The sequence below is a fragment of the Paenibacillus marchantiophytorum genome (genome assembly GCF_014640555.1).
GTDB classification, from domain to species: Bacteria; Bacillota; Bacilli; order Paenibacillales; family NBRC-103111; genus Paenibacillus_E; species Paenibacillus_E marchantiophytorum.
The window spans coordinates 389,788-404,909 of record NZ_BMHE01000001.1; the positions used below are offsets into that span (position 1 = coordinate 389,788).

The 15,122-nt window shown below is 46.4% G+C and carries 14 protein-coding genes; 1 reads left to right on the forward strand and 13 read right to left on the reverse strand.

Features of this window, described 5'->3' with window-relative positions:
- From IEY34_RS01775 to IEY34_RS01810, 8 genes are all read right to left on the reverse strand, one after another.
- A complete protein-coding gene (locus IEY34_RS01775) occupies positions 1 to 1,599 on the reverse strand; it encodes an ABC transporter substrate-binding protein (RefSeq protein WP_189007070.1) in 1,599 nt (532 codons plus the stop codon).
- 81 nt (positions 1,600 to 1,680) lie between these two features.
- Complete coding sequence (locus IEY34_RS01780; protein ID WP_189006692.1) at positions 1,681 to 3,009, reverse strand: LLM class flavin-dependent oxidoreductase; 1,329 nt, start codon at positions 3,007 to 3,009, stop codon at positions 1,681 to 1,683.
- A 50-nt stretch (positions 3,010 to 3,059) separates the two neighbouring features.
- A complete protein-coding gene (locus IEY34_RS01785) occupies positions 3,060 to 4,394 on the reverse strand; it encodes an LLM class flavin-dependent oxidoreductase (protein WP_189006695.1) in 1,335 nt (444 codons plus the stop codon).
- A 19-nt stretch (positions 4,395 to 4,413) separates the two neighbouring features.
- The gene (locus IEY34_RS01790) at positions 4,414 to 5,427 is read right to left on the reverse strand and encodes an LLM class flavin-dependent oxidoreductase (protein ID WP_189006698.1); all 1,014 of its coding nucleotides are present in this window, start codon (positions 5,425 to 5,427) and stop codon (positions 4,414 to 4,416) included.
- 146 nt (positions 5,428 to 5,573) lie between these two features.
- On the reverse strand, positions 5,574 to 6,449 hold the full coding sequence (locus IEY34_RS01795; protein WP_189006700.1) for a LysR substrate-binding domain-containing protein: 876 nt from the start codon (positions 6,447 to 6,449) through the stop codon (positions 5,574 to 5,576).
- Between the two features lie 31 nt (positions 6,450 to 6,480).
- Positions 6,481 to 6,774 (reverse strand): HPr family phosphocarrier protein, encoded by a 294-nt coding sequence (locus IEY34_RS01800; RefSeq protein ID WP_189006703.1) that lies wholly within the window; start codon positions 6,772 to 6,774, stop codon positions 6,481 to 6,483.
- A gap of 118 nt (positions 6,775 to 6,892) precedes the next feature.
- Complete coding sequence (locus IEY34_RS01805) at positions 6,893 to 7,108, reverse strand: hypothetical protein (protein WP_189006706.1); 216 nt, start codon at positions 7,106 to 7,108, stop codon at positions 6,893 to 6,895.
- Positions 7,105 to 7,263, reverse strand: a complete 159-nt coding sequence (locus IEY34_RS01810) for a hypothetical protein (RefSeq protein WP_189006709.1) — start codon at positions 7,261 to 7,263, stop codon at positions 7,105 to 7,107. The genes IEY34_RS01805 and IEY34_RS01810 overlap by 4 nt, the downstream gene beginning before the upstream one ends.
- A 372-nt stretch (positions 7,264 to 7,635) precedes the next feature.
- On the opposite strand from IEY34_RS01810, the gene IEY34_RS01815 reads away from it, so the two are divergent.
- A complete protein-coding gene (locus IEY34_RS01815; RefSeq protein WP_189006713.1) occupies positions 7,636 to 7,842 on the forward strand; it encodes a hypothetical protein in 207 nt (68 codons plus the stop codon).
- A gap of 89 nt (positions 7,843 to 7,931) precedes the next feature.
- Here the strand turns inward: IEY34_RS01815 and IEY34_RS01820 are convergent, their stop codons facing one another.
- The 5 genes from IEY34_RS01820 to IEY34_RS01840 form a co-directional block, all read right to left on the reverse strand.
- Positions 7,932 to 9,707, reverse strand: coding sequence for a sensor histidine kinase (locus tag IEY34_RS01820; RefSeq protein ID WP_189006716.1), 1,776 nt, complete (start codon positions 9,705 to 9,707; stop codon positions 7,932 to 7,934).
- Positions 9,708 to 9,854: 147 nt separating this feature from the next.
- On the reverse strand, positions 9,855 to 10,736 hold the full coding sequence (locus IEY34_RS01825; protein WP_189006719.1) for a carbohydrate ABC transporter permease: 882 nt from the start codon (positions 10,734 to 10,736) through the stop codon (positions 9,855 to 9,857).
- Positions 10,733 to 11,644 (reverse strand): carbohydrate ABC transporter permease, encoded by a 912-nt coding sequence (locus IEY34_RS01830; protein WP_229757413.1) that lies wholly within the window; start codon positions 11,642 to 11,644, stop codon positions 10,733 to 10,735. The genes IEY34_RS01825 and IEY34_RS01830 overlap by 4 nt, the downstream gene beginning before the upstream one ends.
- 64 nt (positions 11,645 to 11,708) lie before the next feature.
- Positions 11,709 to 13,133 carry an ABC transporter substrate-binding protein gene (locus tag IEY34_RS01835; RefSeq protein WP_189006720.1) on the reverse strand — a complete coding sequence of 475 codons (1,425 nt, stop codon included), beginning with the start codon at positions 13,131 to 13,133 and terminating at the stop codon, positions 11,709 to 11,711.
- A 110-nt stretch (positions 13,134 to 13,243) separates the two neighbouring features.
- A complete protein-coding gene (locus IEY34_RS01840; RefSeq protein ID WP_189006722.1) occupies positions 13,244 to 14,566 on the reverse strand; it encodes a response regulator in 1,323 nt (440 codons plus the stop codon).
- Positions 14,567 to 15,122: the final 556 nt, after the last annotated feature.

Below are 15,122 nucleotides of genomic sequence, written 5' to 3' on the forward strand. Positions count from 1 at the left end.
TTATTTTTGGATAAACGTATCATTGAAGAGTGGATATCCGAGCGGATCAAACTTCAGACCTTTAACTGTTTTGGATGCGGCTACGGTATACGGGAATACATAGATCGGAATGATCACAGCTTGATCAATAATCGCTTTTTGAACTTGTTTATACAGTTCTACACGCTTTTTATCGTCAGGCTCAATGGCCCCCTGTTCCAGCCATTTGTCCACTTGCGGATCAGCGAGGCCTGGCAGCGTTGGACGGGCTTTGGGGTCACCAGTATGATAAAACGCATATAACGCATTCGGATCCGTGTTGACCTGACTATTGCCATAAATGTCATAGTCCCCTTTGGTGTAAACCACATTGGCTGTATCTTTGGTAATTTCTACTTCAACGACGACGCCGATTTGTTTCAATTGTTGTTGGATTATGACCGCAATATCATTGCGTTTCTCGCGATTCGGCGAGCCATCGACATAGTGCAAGGTTAATTTTTTGCCGTCTTTCACACGAACGCCGTCCGTGCCTTTGACCCACCCAAGCTCATCGAGAAGCTTACTTGCTTTCGCTACGTCTGGTTTAATACCGTTTTCCAATGAGGCATCATAACCGATAACTCCTGGAGTAAGCGGTGACCAAGAACGTGGATAAGTGCCCAAATACAGTGTTTTCACAATTGCGTCTACATCAATTGCCGCTTGCAGAGCTTGTCTGGCTTTGACATCATTCCAAGGTGTTTTACGTTGATTAATAAACAAGGTGTAGGGTAATCCTGTCGTATTAACTTGATGAACCTGCACACTCGTATCCGATTTCAGGGAAACAATGTTCTGTGGAGGCACGGTCTCACCGGCTAATACTTGTTTACTTTGCACACTGCCGACCCGCGTCGCTTCTTCCGGCACAATGCTGAACGTAATTTGATCCAAATACGACTTCCCTTTGTTCTCTACAAGTTCAGGCGCCCAGGCATAAACTGGATTGCGCTTCACTTGAATCGTGGCATTTTCCTCCCATTTCACAAAGGTAAACGGCCCTGATCCTACCGGGTTTTTGCCAAACTGGTCGCCGAACTTCTTGGCTGATGTTGGGGATACAATCCCTAATAGCGCTTGGCTTAAATTGCCGAGGAAGGCTCTGGACGGCGTTTCCAGGTTAATTTTTATCGTATAATCATCAATAATTTCGGACGATTTGTACGGCTTAATCAGAGCTACAGAATTAGCAGCTTTGGTAGCCGGATCCAAGATACGATCATAGCTGAACTTAACAGCTTCTGCCGTAAACGGCGTGCCATCGTGGAATTTCACATCCTTGCGCAGTTTGAACGTATAGCTGAGACCATCCGGGGCTGTCGTCCACTCCGTGGCAAGCCATGGTTTAATCGAACCATCGGGAAGCTGTACAACCAAGCTGTCATAGATCGTTCGAAGCACCCGAACCGCTACGGCAAGACCGCTTCGATGAGGATCCAAGGAATCCGGCGAAGTGGCTAACGCATAGGTTAGGTCCCCACCTACGACTGCTGCTTGCTTGGCTTCTTGTTTCCCTGGCTCAGCTGACTTCCCATCGCCATTATTCGTTGAACCGCATCCAGTTAATCCTATTATCATCGCTAAAGCAAACGTACTTACCTTGACCCAACCCTTTGCTCTCTTCAAAATCAAACACTCCCCTATGTAGGTTTTCACCCTCTATTGTTGTACAGTCTCTTTGGCATAGCGATTTGCAGGAACTGAGATGCCTAAGTTGCCTCTCAGTGTATCTGCTTCGTATTCCGTGCGGTAGATGCCCCGCTCTTGCAGAATCGGGACGACGAGCTCCACGAAATCATTCAGGGTTTGGGGAATCGTCGTGCGAATGACCAGCCCATCTGCCGCTTCTTCCGTGAACCACTTTTCCACCAAGTCGGCAATCGTTTCCGCTGAGCCTACAAAAGCACCTCTTGGCGTCGACGCTCTAAGCGCTGCTTGACGAAGCGTCAGACCAAGCTCCTTCGCTTCACTTTTTATCTTATCCGTCGTGGCTCGGAAGCTGTTCGTTCCTAAGTCGCCCAAGTCAGGGAACGGCTCATCCAGCGGATATTGCGAGAAGTCGTGATGCTCGAAATAGCGGCCCAAATAGGCGAGCGCACTCTCGATCGTGACCAGATCCGCAACCTCCTGATATTTGCGTTCCGCCTCCTCCTGCGTTCGTCCGATAACGGGATTAAAAGCTGGAAAGATCAAGATTTCATCCGGATTTCGCCCATAAGCGGCTGCCCGCCCTTTGATATCCTGATAAAACTGCTGCGCTTCTTCAATAGTTTCATGTGCCGTGTAGATGGCTTCGGCAGTTCTGGCCGCCAAATCTCTACCGGATTCCGACGAACCGGCTTGAAACACAACGGGATGCCCCTGCCTTGAACGAGCAATATTCAATGGACCCTGAATCGAAAAGAATTCTCCCTTATGATTCAACGTATGCAGCTTGGAAGAATCGAAGAAAACACCGGATTCCTTATCTCGCACGAAAGCATCATCTTCCCACGAATCCCACAAACCTTTCACTACTTGCACATACTCTTCAGCAATACGGTAACGCAGCGCATGGTCCGGGTGCTTGCCTTTGCCGAAATTCTGGGCGGAGCCTTCCAGCGGAGATGTAACTACGTTCCATCCGGCGCGCCCTCCACTGATATGGTCCAGGGATGAGAACTGCCTGGCAACCGTGAAAGGCTCGCTGTAGGAAGTCGACAACGTAGCGACCAACCCGATATGGGACGTCACCGCCCCAAGTGCAGACAAGATAGTCAGCGGTTCGAAGCGATTCAAAAAGTGCGGATTCGAATGCTCATTGATATACAAACCGTCAGCGATGAACACAAAATCCAATTTTCCCGCTTCTGCGATTTGTGCTTGCTGCTGATAGTAAGCCAGATTCACGCTGGCATCATTCGCAACGTCTGGGTGTCTCCACAGTGACATACTGTTTCCGACACCGCTTATATTAGCTCCTAGCTTTAATTTCCTTTGTTTTCCCATGCTGACTCCCCCTCTAAACTATGCTTATCGAATAAGTCGGAATTAAAATATTAGTGCGTTACTTTTTCCTTCACATAACGGTTTGTTGGATACGGCAGGCCCAGATTGCCGCGAAGCGTATCGGCTTCATACTCCGTCCGATAAATGCCGCGTTCTTGCAAGATCGGAATGACCAAATCCACAAAATCATTCAGCCCGTTCGGAACGCCTGAACCCACAATAAAGCCGTCTGCTGCTCCGCTCTCAAACCACGTTTGAATGCGATCGGCAATTTGAATTGGCGTGCCGATGAAAAGCGGACGAGGCGTTGCCGCTTGCAAAGCAACTTGACGCAAGCTAAGCCCTTGCTCTTTGGCATTGTGCTTAATGCGGTCCGTTGTGCTCTGGAAACTATTCTTCCCTAGCTCGCCTAGATCCGGGAATGGCGCATCGACCTCATATTGCGTAAAATCATGATGCTCGAAATATCTTCCGAGATAAGCAAGCGCTTCTTCAATCGTCACCAGATTGGCGACTTCCTGATATTTGCGTTCCGCCTCCTCCTCCGTCGCACCAATGATAGGTCCGATACCTGGCATCACAACGATTTCATCCGGATTACGGCCGAAACCTGCCGCTCTTCCTTTCACATCGTCATAGAACCGCTTGGCGTCATCCACTGTCGGATGTCCGGTAAAGATCGCGTCAGCCTCTTTGGCTGCTAGATTTTTACCATCTTCCGAAGAGCCTGCTTGGAAAACAACCGGTCTGCCCTGTTTGGATCTTCCGATATTCAGCGGACCTTGTACTGAGAAGAAGTCTCCTTTATGATCCAAGCGATGAAGTTTCTCAGGATCGAAGAAGACGCCTGATTCCTTATTTCGCACAAATGCGTCATCTTCCCAGGAATCCCATAAACCTTTGGCCACTTGCAAATATTCGGAAGCAATCCGGTAGCGCTTCGGATGATCGGGATGCTCCTCAAGCTTCTTATTGTAATTGAGCGCAGAGCCTTCAAGCGGTGAAGTCACGACATTCCAGCCAGCTCTGCCGCTGCTGATGTGATCTAAGGATGAAAACTGTCTGGACACTGTGAAAGGCTCGCTATAGGAAGTCGATAAGGTTCCGACTAGCCCTATCTTGGAAGTTACAGCCGCTAATGCGGATAAAATGGTGATCGGTTCAAACCGATTGAGAAAGTGCGGAATCGATTTATCATTAATGAATAATCCATCTGCGATAAATAGGAGGTCAAATTTACCAGCTTCCGCTTTCTCGGCTTGCTGCTTGTAATAGGGAAAGTTCACACTGGCATCAACAACAGCTTCAGGATGCTTCCACGATGACATATTACCTCCAACACCATGAATTATGGCGCCGAGTTTCAATTGTTTTGTTTTGGACATTGTAATTCCTCCTCAATGGTTAGACAGTCTGTTCCGAGAATGCTTCTTGCAAAAGAACAATCGCACGCAGTCTTTCTTTGAATTCCTTCATGGCAACCGTAATGATCACTTCATCTAACTCATATTTCTCTTGCAAATGGAGCAGTTTCTTTCTAACGGTCTCCTTGGAGCCGTGAATAATGTTCGCTTGTTTCTCCTCGATCGTATAAGGCTCACCGGACTGTTTGCCGAATTCCTCGGCTTGCTCGGCCGTTTTGACGGTCACGCTGCGGCCGCTTGCCAGATGAACTTTCGTATTAACGATACCTGCGGCAAGCGCCTCGGCTTCTTCATCGGTATCTGAGATAATCACCGATACAGCTAGCAATGCCTGCGGCTTCGCGACTGCATCAGCCGAGAAATGCTCCCGGTACGAGGTAAAGGATCGTTCAATGATCGATTCGTCCCCTGTAATGAATTGTGCGAACACATAAGGGATCCCGAGGCTGGCAGCCAGCTCCGTGCTTGTGCCTCCTCCTCCCAACAAGAATAGTTGGGCGGGCTCGTCGGGTTGGGGCGCTGCTTTGACGCCATAAAATTCATGATTTTCATCTAGTGAATGATGGATATATTGATTTAACAGCCCGATTTTCTCGGCCAGGGTTGGACCTTGGCCTGTGAATTCTTGCTGTAATGCCTGCGTCGATCGGGGCAGCCCTCCCGGTGCTCTGCCAATTCCCAAATCCACTCTGCCCGGCGCCAGAGAAGCAAGCACATTGAAGTTCTCTGCCACTTTATAGGGGCTGTAGTGCTGCAGCATGACACCGCCCGAGCCAATCCGAATGCAATGTGTTTGAGCTAATAAGTAGGAAATGAGCACTTCTGGCGATGAGCCCACAACGGTCTCGGAGTCATGATGCTCAGACACCCAGAATCGATGATACCCGAGCGCTTCCGCTTGCTTCACTAATTCTATCGTCTGTTGAAAAGCATCCTCAGACGTTTGATGTTCCGCGATTGGAGATTGATCCAGAATACTTAATCGAATACCCACATCGTCCCCCCTCACAAACAATAATCTATAATTCCAATTGGTTTTGTCGGTATTAGTACTTACTGTAACACCGCTCCTAAGAGCGGTCAATTTGGTATTAGGTTGTTCTATTGTAAGATAGAAATGTTCTATGCAAGCCTATTTGGCTAAATGATTTGTTTGACTGCGTCCAAACAGACCGGCGAGAAGTCAACGGCTGATTCTTTGAGGGAAATAAGGTTCGTACGCAAAGATAACCCGCCTAGCGCAGGAACATGGATCGGCACAAGCAAGCCTTCCTCTACTTCTTTGCGCGCACAAAGATTAGGCAAGAAGGATATGCCCATCCCTTTGACAACCAGCTTCTTGGCGGTCTCCAAATTATCGATCTGGTAATCGATATTGGGCGGATGATCCAATGCCGCGAATAATCGGTGAATTTTCATCCAGTCCAATGAACCGCATTCAAAAAAGACAAGTGCTTCACGGCTTACGTCCTCAATCGTAATATGCTCTTTACCCACAAAGGGATGTCCTTGATGCACGAAAAGCCGGATCGGGTCCTCATAGAATCCCGTACAATCGACATGCGGATGCGTCACATTGCGCACAAAACCGATATCAAGTTCTTTATTAAGCAGCTTTTCTAGAATAACCTCTGTCGGGGCTGTCGTTAGTTTAATTTGAAGATTGCGATACTTCTTTTTGATAATCGGAAGAATATCGGGGATGACATAGTTGGAAACCGAAACCGTGCTCCCTATTCTCAGCTCATTGGGGGCGGCATTCAAGTTGAGCAACTGCTGCTTTCCCTTCTTATACGTTTGAAGAATTTGCTGCGCATAGGGCAAGAACTGCTTGCCTTTGTCCGTAATCGAAAAGTTCCTGCCTTCTCGTTCAAAAAGCAGTGTATTTAATTCCCGCTCCAAGGATTGAATTCGGGCCGTTACCGAAGGCTGAGATAAGAACAATGCATCCGCTGCCTTGTTGAAGCTGTTAAAATGGATGACATAGACGAATGCTTCAATGTTTTCGATGTTCATGCCTGCTAATCTTCCTCTCTCGGTTAAGCGACTACGAACTATGTGATAAGACGTTTGTGCTCAGGCGCTCACCACTTTGCAAGTGAATGGATACTTGTTCGAAAGCTTCCTGTGCATCCGCTCCGTCCAACTGCAGCAGAATCGCTGATTTGGCGCCAAGCGACAAGCTTAGCGAAACAATGCCCAGCAAGCCTTTGGCATTCAGCATTTTCCCCTGCGACCCTACATAAATTTGGCACGAATAGCGATTGGCTATGCTCACAAAATCCAAGACACGATCGATCGTCCAAGGCTGATTCATTGAAAAAGTCCACTCGATTCTCATGACATTTCCTCCTATACTAATAAACAATCACAATTAAAAAGGAGGCACATCCATCCCTTTTAGGATAATGCACCTCCAGTTGTCTGGTTTTGTAGATGGCATGGTTCCATGATTACTATTAAAAAATGGGAATCCTGTAGGTATCCCCCTCATCTGAGTACAGCAGCGCCTCCGAGCTGAACAGATCAATTTGGTGCGGTGCATGCTGGATTGAGGCTAACGTGATCTTATTTTGTTTCAATGCGGACAATAAGGACGGGATCAGCTTCATATCCGTGCCGATCAGGTTCACGACAACGGGAACGTCATTATAGGAAATGTTCGTACTGTTCATTTGGCATAACCACCTTTTGGAATCGTTGACACTGCCGATGCTGTGCCTTGTCGTTTTTGGGATATCGCCTTTTGTATACATGTATGTTCAAGTGCCAAATCGGTAATCGCGGCTTGTTTATTAAGCAGTTTAATGGAGTCCAATAAGAGTCCCATGAATTACACCTCCGTTTTTTTAGATAAAAAAAGCATGGATAGTAGCATCCACGCTTCCGGTTTTCCGGTCAGAATTAGATTAGATCAAATATTGTTAAATTCCAATGAGTTTACTTGGTTTTATGAATGTAAATGAATTGTAGCACCCCCGCCCAATAATTGTCAACCGTGGGAATGCAGAAAGATAAGGATTGGGCAAATCCTCTATTTGGCATTCCGCACACCAATTATCGACATCCATGCAGAAATTCAACTAATCTGGACTAATTTGTCGTCATCAAAAGAAGACAATTTCTATCATTTTACACCTCTACCAAAATGCAGTGATTGGTGGTAGTTTAAGAGATACACCAAAGCGAGGGAGAGATCAGTATGAGAACGATCTATGAAAATTACCGTGGTTTTAAAATTAGCAAACAAGAAAGCATATATAACGCCGAGTTCTCCGACCGAATTGTATTCAGCAGGTGGCAGTTAAGCCAGGTTCTGGATACCGTTGATAATTTTGTTGAGGTCACAGAAAACAGCCAGGATAGGCGTTCGGAGGATCATCCGGAGCCTGGGTTGCCGCAGAATTAATGATTTTCATGGAGATGAGAGCCTCCTGAGGCTCCTAACTCCATGAAAAAGCGTATATCGAAGCGATTGTGACTTCATTGGCTAAGGGGCTATTTCAGTCCGCTCTCATCCGTTAAAGCCGGAAGCACAAGACATGCCCGCACGCCTTGCCCTTCCCTTAGAGAGTAATGCAGGCCATAATGCTCGCCGAAGTGCAGCTGAATCCGCTTTTGCACATTAATAATACCGAAGCCGCGACTGTTTTCCTTGCCTTTCAAGATTGCATTGAGCATCTCAACATTCGCTTGACGATACCCGTTGTCTTCAATGCTGATTATAAGTCTCTCGTCCGCTTTGCGCACTTTAATCCATAGTTCTCCGTCCTGACTCATATTTTTAATCCCATGCAGAATGGCATTTTCGATAATCGGCTGGAGGATTACTTTGGGAATCAAATAGTGCTTGGCCTCCTCTTGCATATCCCAATGCACCTGAAAAGCATATTCGTACCGGAACAACTGCAAACGAACATAAGCCTCCGCATGATTCATTTCTTCCATAACAGGGATGAGCAGCTTCCCTTTGCTAAGCCCGATGCGCATAATCAGCGACAGATCTTTAATCATCTCCGCTGACTCCGAGGCCCCTTCCATGAGGGTATGCCAATACACCGATTCCAGCGTGTTGTACAGCAGATGAGGATTAATTTGCGTGTGGAGTATGGATAATTCAATCTCCTTGTGCTTCAATTCGAGCTCATATTGATCATAAATAGTCTGATTCAAGCGATCCGTCATGCGGATAAATTGATTATTCAGCAGCACGATCTCATTCTTGCTATCTGAGTGCAGGGCAATCGCCAGCGGTCTGCCTGGATGATACGAATTCGTAATCCGCGCCAGTCGCGATATCGGCTTCAGGATCGACTGGATGAAGTACATACTGGCCAAAATCAAAATCAAGAAATAGATAAACATAATGAGATCAACAAGACGCTGTACACTGATGTGATCGCTGATAATAGACTGAACCGGCACGCGCATAAGCAGCTTTGTATTCGTGTTTTCGCTCGTATGCAGCACGCACATGAATTCGACGCCATCGGCCTCCTTGAGCTTATACACACCTTCCGTTTTGTCCGCAGGCACAAAGGCTTTGGCGCCTATCGGGAATCTATCCGTGTTCGTGGCAAGGACAGTATTGTCATTTTTCAGCATCATCACTTCCCCATCCGCATAGCGATCGAAGGGAGTAAAATCCATCTGCAGCGGCGTTTCGATACCGGACACAGCCAAATAGCCGATGACGCCCTCGCCGTTATATATGCTGTTCAATTGCCGCAAATAAGCCACCGTTTGTTGGTTGTAGGGATTATATCCGAATTTATCAATTACGCTGATAACCCCTTTGCCCTTGGCTTGACTGACTTCCTTAAACCAAGAGAGCGCATTCAGATTCGTCGAATAAAAAATACCATTATTCAGCAAGTCGGAATTAGGCACAAAAGAGTACTGCTTATCGGTATCTGAAAAAAAGAGCGAATAGCGCACGGCATTCGTCGAATAATTGCTCAAGTATTTGTCCAGCGCCTTAAACGTCTCAAATCGTTCGTACTCTGACGAGGTTGAAATACTGACCAACGACTGGATCTCCTGCGAGATCATAATCTTCTCTGTTTTTTCATCAAAATCGCTGCTTTCACGATCCAATGTCAGATGACTGCCCTCCACCAGTTGCAGCAAGGCATTGCCTACTTGTTCTTCGGTAATCGATTCCAATTTCTTGGCGACAAGCAAATCCAGGACCAAGATTGGAATAACGACGAATAGAATCAGCAGAACGATCAACTTTTTCATCAGGTTCATATTTCGCAGCCTGTTCAGCATGTGGGCATACCTTCCTTTCAAACCAAATCATCGGAGATGGCGATCCGTGCCAAGCCCTGTACATCTAGCTTCGCTATAACGGAAGCATTCTCCTTTACGCCAAAGAGAACGCCTTCAGAATAGACATTCTGAGGGGCGTTCTTTGCCTTACCCTTTCACTCCGGACACGGATAAACCGCGAATAATAAACTTTTGGAAAATAAGGAAAAAAAGGATCGGCGGCGCCATCGCCATGGTCAAAATCGCGAATCGCACACTCCATGGAATGACCGACGTAGAATAAATCACATATCTGTAAATCCCTGTCGCGAGCGGATACATGCTCTTCTCGGTCATCACAATGCTGGACCAGTAGAACTCATTCCATGTCGTCGAAAAAGTTAACATCAACAGCGTACCAATGATAGGCGTAGAGAGCGGAACTGCGATCCGGATAAATGAACTAAACTCGCTTGCACCATCGATTCGGGCAGCTTCCAGGATTTCTTTATGGATACCATCGAAGAAGTTTTTGAGCAGCAGCATGAAATAGGCATTCGCTGCGGCTGGCAGCCAGAAAGCCCAGTACGTATTAATCATCCCTAAGCTTTGCAAATTCAGGAAGTTAGGAACGATATAGGTTGCTGGCGGGATCAATAATGTGGAGAAAAAGAAAAGCGTGATGATTCGCTTGAAAGGAACCCGCAGATGAGAAAGCGCGTACGCGGCTAATCCGATCAACAGCAGTGAACACACAACATTGCCCACATAAATGAAGATGGTGTTCTTCAAGAAGGTCAGCAGCGGCAGATCGAACCCGCTCCAGGCATCTTTGTAGTTCGTCCAAATCCAGTTTTTCGGAAAAAAGGTTGGTGGAAAGGAGAAAAATTCTTCCCGCGTTTTGAGAGAACCAAAGAACGTATTAAAGAAGGGATACAGCGTCGTAATCGCAATCGCGATCATGATCAGAATCATCAAGAAGTAGCCGACTCTGACAGTCCCCTTTTTCATATCATAATTCGAAATAATGCCCCGATCTGCTGGCTTCATGCCTTTTCCCCCCTACGCTGCATCAAGTTGTAGATAACGGACAACAACACTAGGAAGAAGAACATCAAGCTCCCCATCGCGCTCGCTTTGCCAAAATCAAGATCGCGGAATGCGGTATGGTTCATCCACAGCAGATACGTCAGTGTCGCGTTGTTAGGTCCTCCGTCCGTCATGGACAATTGCGCCTGGAAGTTCTGTGACGTTGTGATCACTTGGAGCAGCAAAAGCAGCATCATCAACGTTTTGATGCTCGGCAAAGTAATGTGGCGAATCCGCTGCCACACGCTGGCGCCGTCAATCTCAGCCGCTTCGTACACATCTCTCGGGATGCCGACGACAGCCGCAATATAGATGAGCGTTGCTGAGCCGAAATTTTGCCACGTTTCCAACAAAACAATTGAAATCGTAGCCATCTTGGGGCTGAAGAATTCAATTTTGGATAAGCCAATTGTCTGCAGAAGACTGTTGATTGGGCCTACAGCATCAAAAAACCACTGCCACATCCCATAAAGCACAATAGCCGGAACCGCGCTTGGCAAATAACCGATAATGCGAGCTGCTCCCTGAAACCATTTCAATTCAGTGATAATGATCGCAATTAATGGTGGTATCCAGAAACCGAGTACAATACCTAAAATCATATAATACAGGGTGTTTTTTATCGAAGTAAATAAAAGGCTGTCTTTGAAGATGCTTACGTAATTGTCCAGCCCAATAAAATGATTGCCATCCACGAAATCAATCGTATAAAAGCTGTAAAAGATCCCTTTGAAGATGGGCACCCATAGAAAAATAATAAACAACACAATCTCCGGAAGGATAAACAGCGTTCCCCATAAATACCAGTTCATTTTCTTCTTGGCAGCACGCTGGGCTGCAATTGGTCTTACGCTCAGCTCTGTCTCCATCTTGAACACTCCTTATAAAATCGGACCTAAACCGGTAAACGGCTTAGATCCGCTGTTCCCGTCCTTATTCGACCTTCACTTTATCAAAAACTTCGGTTTGAACTTTGTTGGAAGCTTCTTCCAGTGTCTTTTTCAAATCAACATCTTTTGTTGTGAACACTTTTTGAATCACGTTAGCGAGCTCTGTGTAGTACTTTTGCGCTTCGTACTGAGCTTCTGGTTTACCGTCCCAAAGGCTGATCAATTGCGGATCATATTTGAAAACGTTATCGTATTTAGCCAACAAATCCGTGTATTTTTTACCGAAATCGGAAGAATCCTTCCAGTAGTTGATCGGTTGCGGGATGTAAACACGATTTTTGCCTTTGCGATCTTCGATTTCCTTCTTCGTGGAGTTCAAGAAATCGTCTGTGAAGTACTCATCTGTAATCCATTTGAACGCGACTTGCTGTTGGTCTTTATCGCTTTTTGGATTGATAACACGGTAGTTGCCGCCAAGCACGCCTGTATGTTTACCGCCTTTGGTAATGGAAGGCATTGGGTAGACAACAAGATCCTCTTTGCTGATGCCGCCCTCGTTAATGGCTGTATCTGCTGCATTGCCGCTTCCGCACATGACCATCGCACCGCGACCTTGCGAGAAGGCATTCAAAGCATCCCCGTAGCCAAGCGCCCAGTTTTGCGGGATCAAGTTTTCATCCTTGAGTTTTTTGTAGAATTCAAGCGCTTTCAAACCAGCTTCGGAATTAAATAGTCCAACGACTTTGCCATTATCAAGCTTTTGAACATCCCCGCCTGCGGCATAAAGGAAATTCGTCCAGTTCCAGCCTGCCTCAGGACCTTTCCCCATTGGGATGAAACCGGCAATGCCCTTGGCTGGATCATTGATTTTTCTGGCCGCTGTCAACAGATCGTCCCAAGTCCAATCCATAGGCGGAAGATCCACGCCTTTTTCTTTGAACAATTTCTTATTAAGCGTAATCGTCATCACGTAGCCATCGATTGGCACACCATACGTTTTACCGTTCACGACAAATGGTTTGGACAGTAGATCATTCATATCCTTGGCGTGTTCCCAGCTATTGATAGAATCCGTAATATCGGCTACCCATTTCTTGTCGACAAGCACTTTCCCCTCTGTTGCATACGTTGTATATTCCGTTGGGGCACTGTTCGAGGCCATTTTGATACCAATTTCCAGCGGATTGTACTGCCAGTCATCCTTCTTGAAATCGACCGTCGGGAACTTGGCTTTGAAGCGGGTGATACGCTGATCTAATTGATCATTTTTTTCCTTTTGATCCGGCTTGAAGCCTTGTGCTGTAATCGTCACCTTCTTGGCCGCAGGAACGGTTGTAGCTGCGGTTGTGCTCCCCGCCGTTGCTGCCGGGCTAGGACTTGTTGTCGTGGTGGTTGAGTTCGTGCCGCATCCGGCCAATAGGACCGTGAGCGCAATTGCGCCTAGTGCAGAAGCGTTTCTTTTTCTCATGTGTAGTTCCCCTTTCAATCGTTACCTTATAAGTTTGCTGCTACAATTTCGATTATAAAGGGAACGGACTTGACAGGCGATGTGTGGTATTACGCTAATCATGTCACATGTTACGGTCCCGTTTGCTTCACTTCGGAAATATTCATGCCAAAATGCTTTTTGAAAATTTTGCTAAAATGTTCCGGCGATTCGTAACCGATTTCCTCAGAAATTTCGTATCTGCGCTTATCCGTGGTGAGAATTAATTGTCTGCCTTTCTCCATGCGCAGCTGGGTAACATAGTCCCAAATGTTGATCCCCATCACTCTTTTAAACAAATAGCTTAAATAATTCGGGCTCAAATGAACCGCATCCGCAATATCTTGCAGCTTGAGGCCTTTGTTGCTGAAGTGACCTTCAATATAGGTTTTAGTTTCATAAACAATGCGATTGTTCGCTTCATCCACTTGCGTGTTGGATAAATTCTGTTCATTCGTTGTTTTGCCAATATCATCAATGTAGAACATGTAGTGCCCTTTATTGGTCTCGCTCCATGCCAAACTCTCCGTCGCTTCCTGATAAATAACTGGCCACTCCGTCACACCCTCGCGAATCCGGCTGATCCCGATCTGACATTTGACGTTGACGTATTTCTGCAAATTGGTATGAATCATTTGGGCCACCATCAGGAGTTGGTTAATGCTCTGGGTTCCCCGATTCTCCTCTTCTGGGATTTGCATCAGCAGCGAAAACGTTGAATTATGCGTGTTGAACAAGAGATGACACCACTGCTTGGCTGTCTCCTCGATGATATTCAAAGCGGCATATTTCAACAAACTGCGATCCTTGAGCGTGGCGATTTCCTCATCGTGGATACCGCCCCGGCTGAGCGATAACTTGATCACCAGCATGCTATAGAAGCTTCCTGTCATGCGATTTCCCAGCTTCTCCATAATGGCCGGCACTTCGGAAGCATGCAGGGTGCTGGTTACAAGCTCATTCAGATAATAATTCAGCTCCAGTGAAATATGCTCCGGCAGACCGCCGCTGCCTTCCCAATTGGAGAAATGCTGCTGCTTCTCTTCCTTCTCCTTCAGCAGCTTCGCAGCTACATTGACCAGGTGAGGCGGCGTGATCGGTTTAACCAAATACTCCTTAGCGCCGAAACGAATCGCTTTCTGGGCATATTCAAATTCCCCATGAGCGGATAAAATAACAATTGGAATCGACGGATCTTCCATAAATATATTTTCAATGAGCTCAATGCCATTCATTTTCTCCATTTGGATATCCGTGAACACCAGATCAATTTTCTCTAAATGAATAAAATCCAACGCCTCAAATCCGTTATACGCGATGAATACTTCCCCAATATCCAGCTTCGATTGCTTCAATATGGTAGCAACGCCTTTACAAATCATCGGTTCGTCATCCACAACCAAAATATTAACCATGCGGCCACCTCGTCATTCTTTTATGCATCAATCCTATTCTAGTGTACAACATGTGGCGCTGAACAGGTTTAATATTACGTTTATTGTGTCTGATATATGGGAGGTGACAGTATTGGTGTCTGGCGCGCCTAATGAACTCAATGCCCCTTATATGACCAAAATTGGCTCATTTAAAGAAATTACGAACTGGAGTGACGTTATTCCACGCAAAAGCTGACTTTCCCGCTCCTAAGTAACGCTTTAGCACCGCTTGAATTCATTAGAAAAATTGCGAGGCCATTTTCTCCCTTTTAACATGTTTGCAGTTCGTTAGATCAATGAGCCATTAGTTCAGTGAGCTCGCTGTTCTCCCACTTAGCGCGTTTGCAGTTCGTTAGCGTCGCTTTGCTGGGATCTCTGCTCTTTTTTGGCTCAGGGAGTCCGCGTCCGCGTTCAGCCAAATGTGCCGTAATTGAATTGGTGTCTGGCGCGCCTAATGAACTCAATACCCCTTATATGACCAAAATTGGCTCATTTTAAGAAATTACGAACTGGAGTGACGTTATTCCACGCAAAA

Excerpts from the sequence above, each read along its gene's own strand:
- IEY34_RS01775 (WP_189007070.1), bottom strand. The coding sequence starts at position 1,599 with ATGATAATAGGATTAACTGGATGCGGTTCAACGAATAATGGCGATGGG.
- IEY34_RS01780 (WP_189006692.1), bottom strand. The coding sequence starts at position 3,009 with ATGGGAAAACAAAGGAAATTAAAGCTAGGAGCTAATATAAGCGGTGTC.
- IEY34_RS01785 (WP_189006695.1), bottom strand. The coding sequence starts at position 4,394 with ATGTCCAAAACAAAACAATTGAAACTCGGCGCCATAATTCATGGTGTT.
- IEY34_RS01795 (WP_189006700.1), bottom strand. The coding sequence starts at position 6,449 with ATGAACATCGAAAACATTGAAGCATTCGTCTATGTCATCCATTTTAAC.
- IEY34_RS01800 (WP_189006703.1), bottom strand. The coding sequence starts at position 6,774 with ATGAGAATCGAGTGGACTTTTTCAATGAATCAGCCTTGGACGATCGAT.
- IEY34_RS01805 (WP_189006706.1), bottom strand. The coding sequence starts at position 7,108 with ATGAACAGTACGAACATTTCCTATAATGACGTTCCCGTTGTCGTGAAC.
- IEY34_RS01810 (WP_189006709.1), bottom strand. The coding sequence starts at position 7,263 with ATGGGACTCTTATTGGACTCCATTAAACTGCTTAATAAACAAGCCGCG.
- IEY34_RS01815 (WP_189006713.1), top strand. The coding sequence starts at position 7,636 with ATGAGAACGATCTATGAAAATTACCGTGGTTTTAAAATTAGCAAACAA.
- IEY34_RS01820 (WP_189006716.1), bottom strand. The coding sequence starts at position 9,707 with ATGCTGAACAGGCTGCGAAATATGAACCTGATGAAAAAGTTGATCGTT.
- IEY34_RS01825 (WP_189006719.1), bottom strand. The coding sequence starts at position 10,736 with ATGAAGCCAGCAGATCGGGGCATTATTTCGAATTATGATATGAAAAAG.
- IEY34_RS01830 (WP_229757413.1), bottom strand. The coding sequence starts at position 11,644 with ATGGAGACAGAGCTGAGCGTAAGACCAATTGCAGCCCAGCGTGCTGCC.
- IEY34_RS01835 (WP_189006720.1), bottom strand. The coding sequence starts at position 13,133 with ATGAGAAAAAGAAACGCTTCTGCACTAGGCGCAATTGCGCTCACGGTC.
- IEY34_RS01840 (WP_189006722.1), bottom strand. The coding sequence starts at position 14,566 with ATGGTTAATATTTTGGTTGTGGATGACGAACCGATGATTTGTAAAGGC.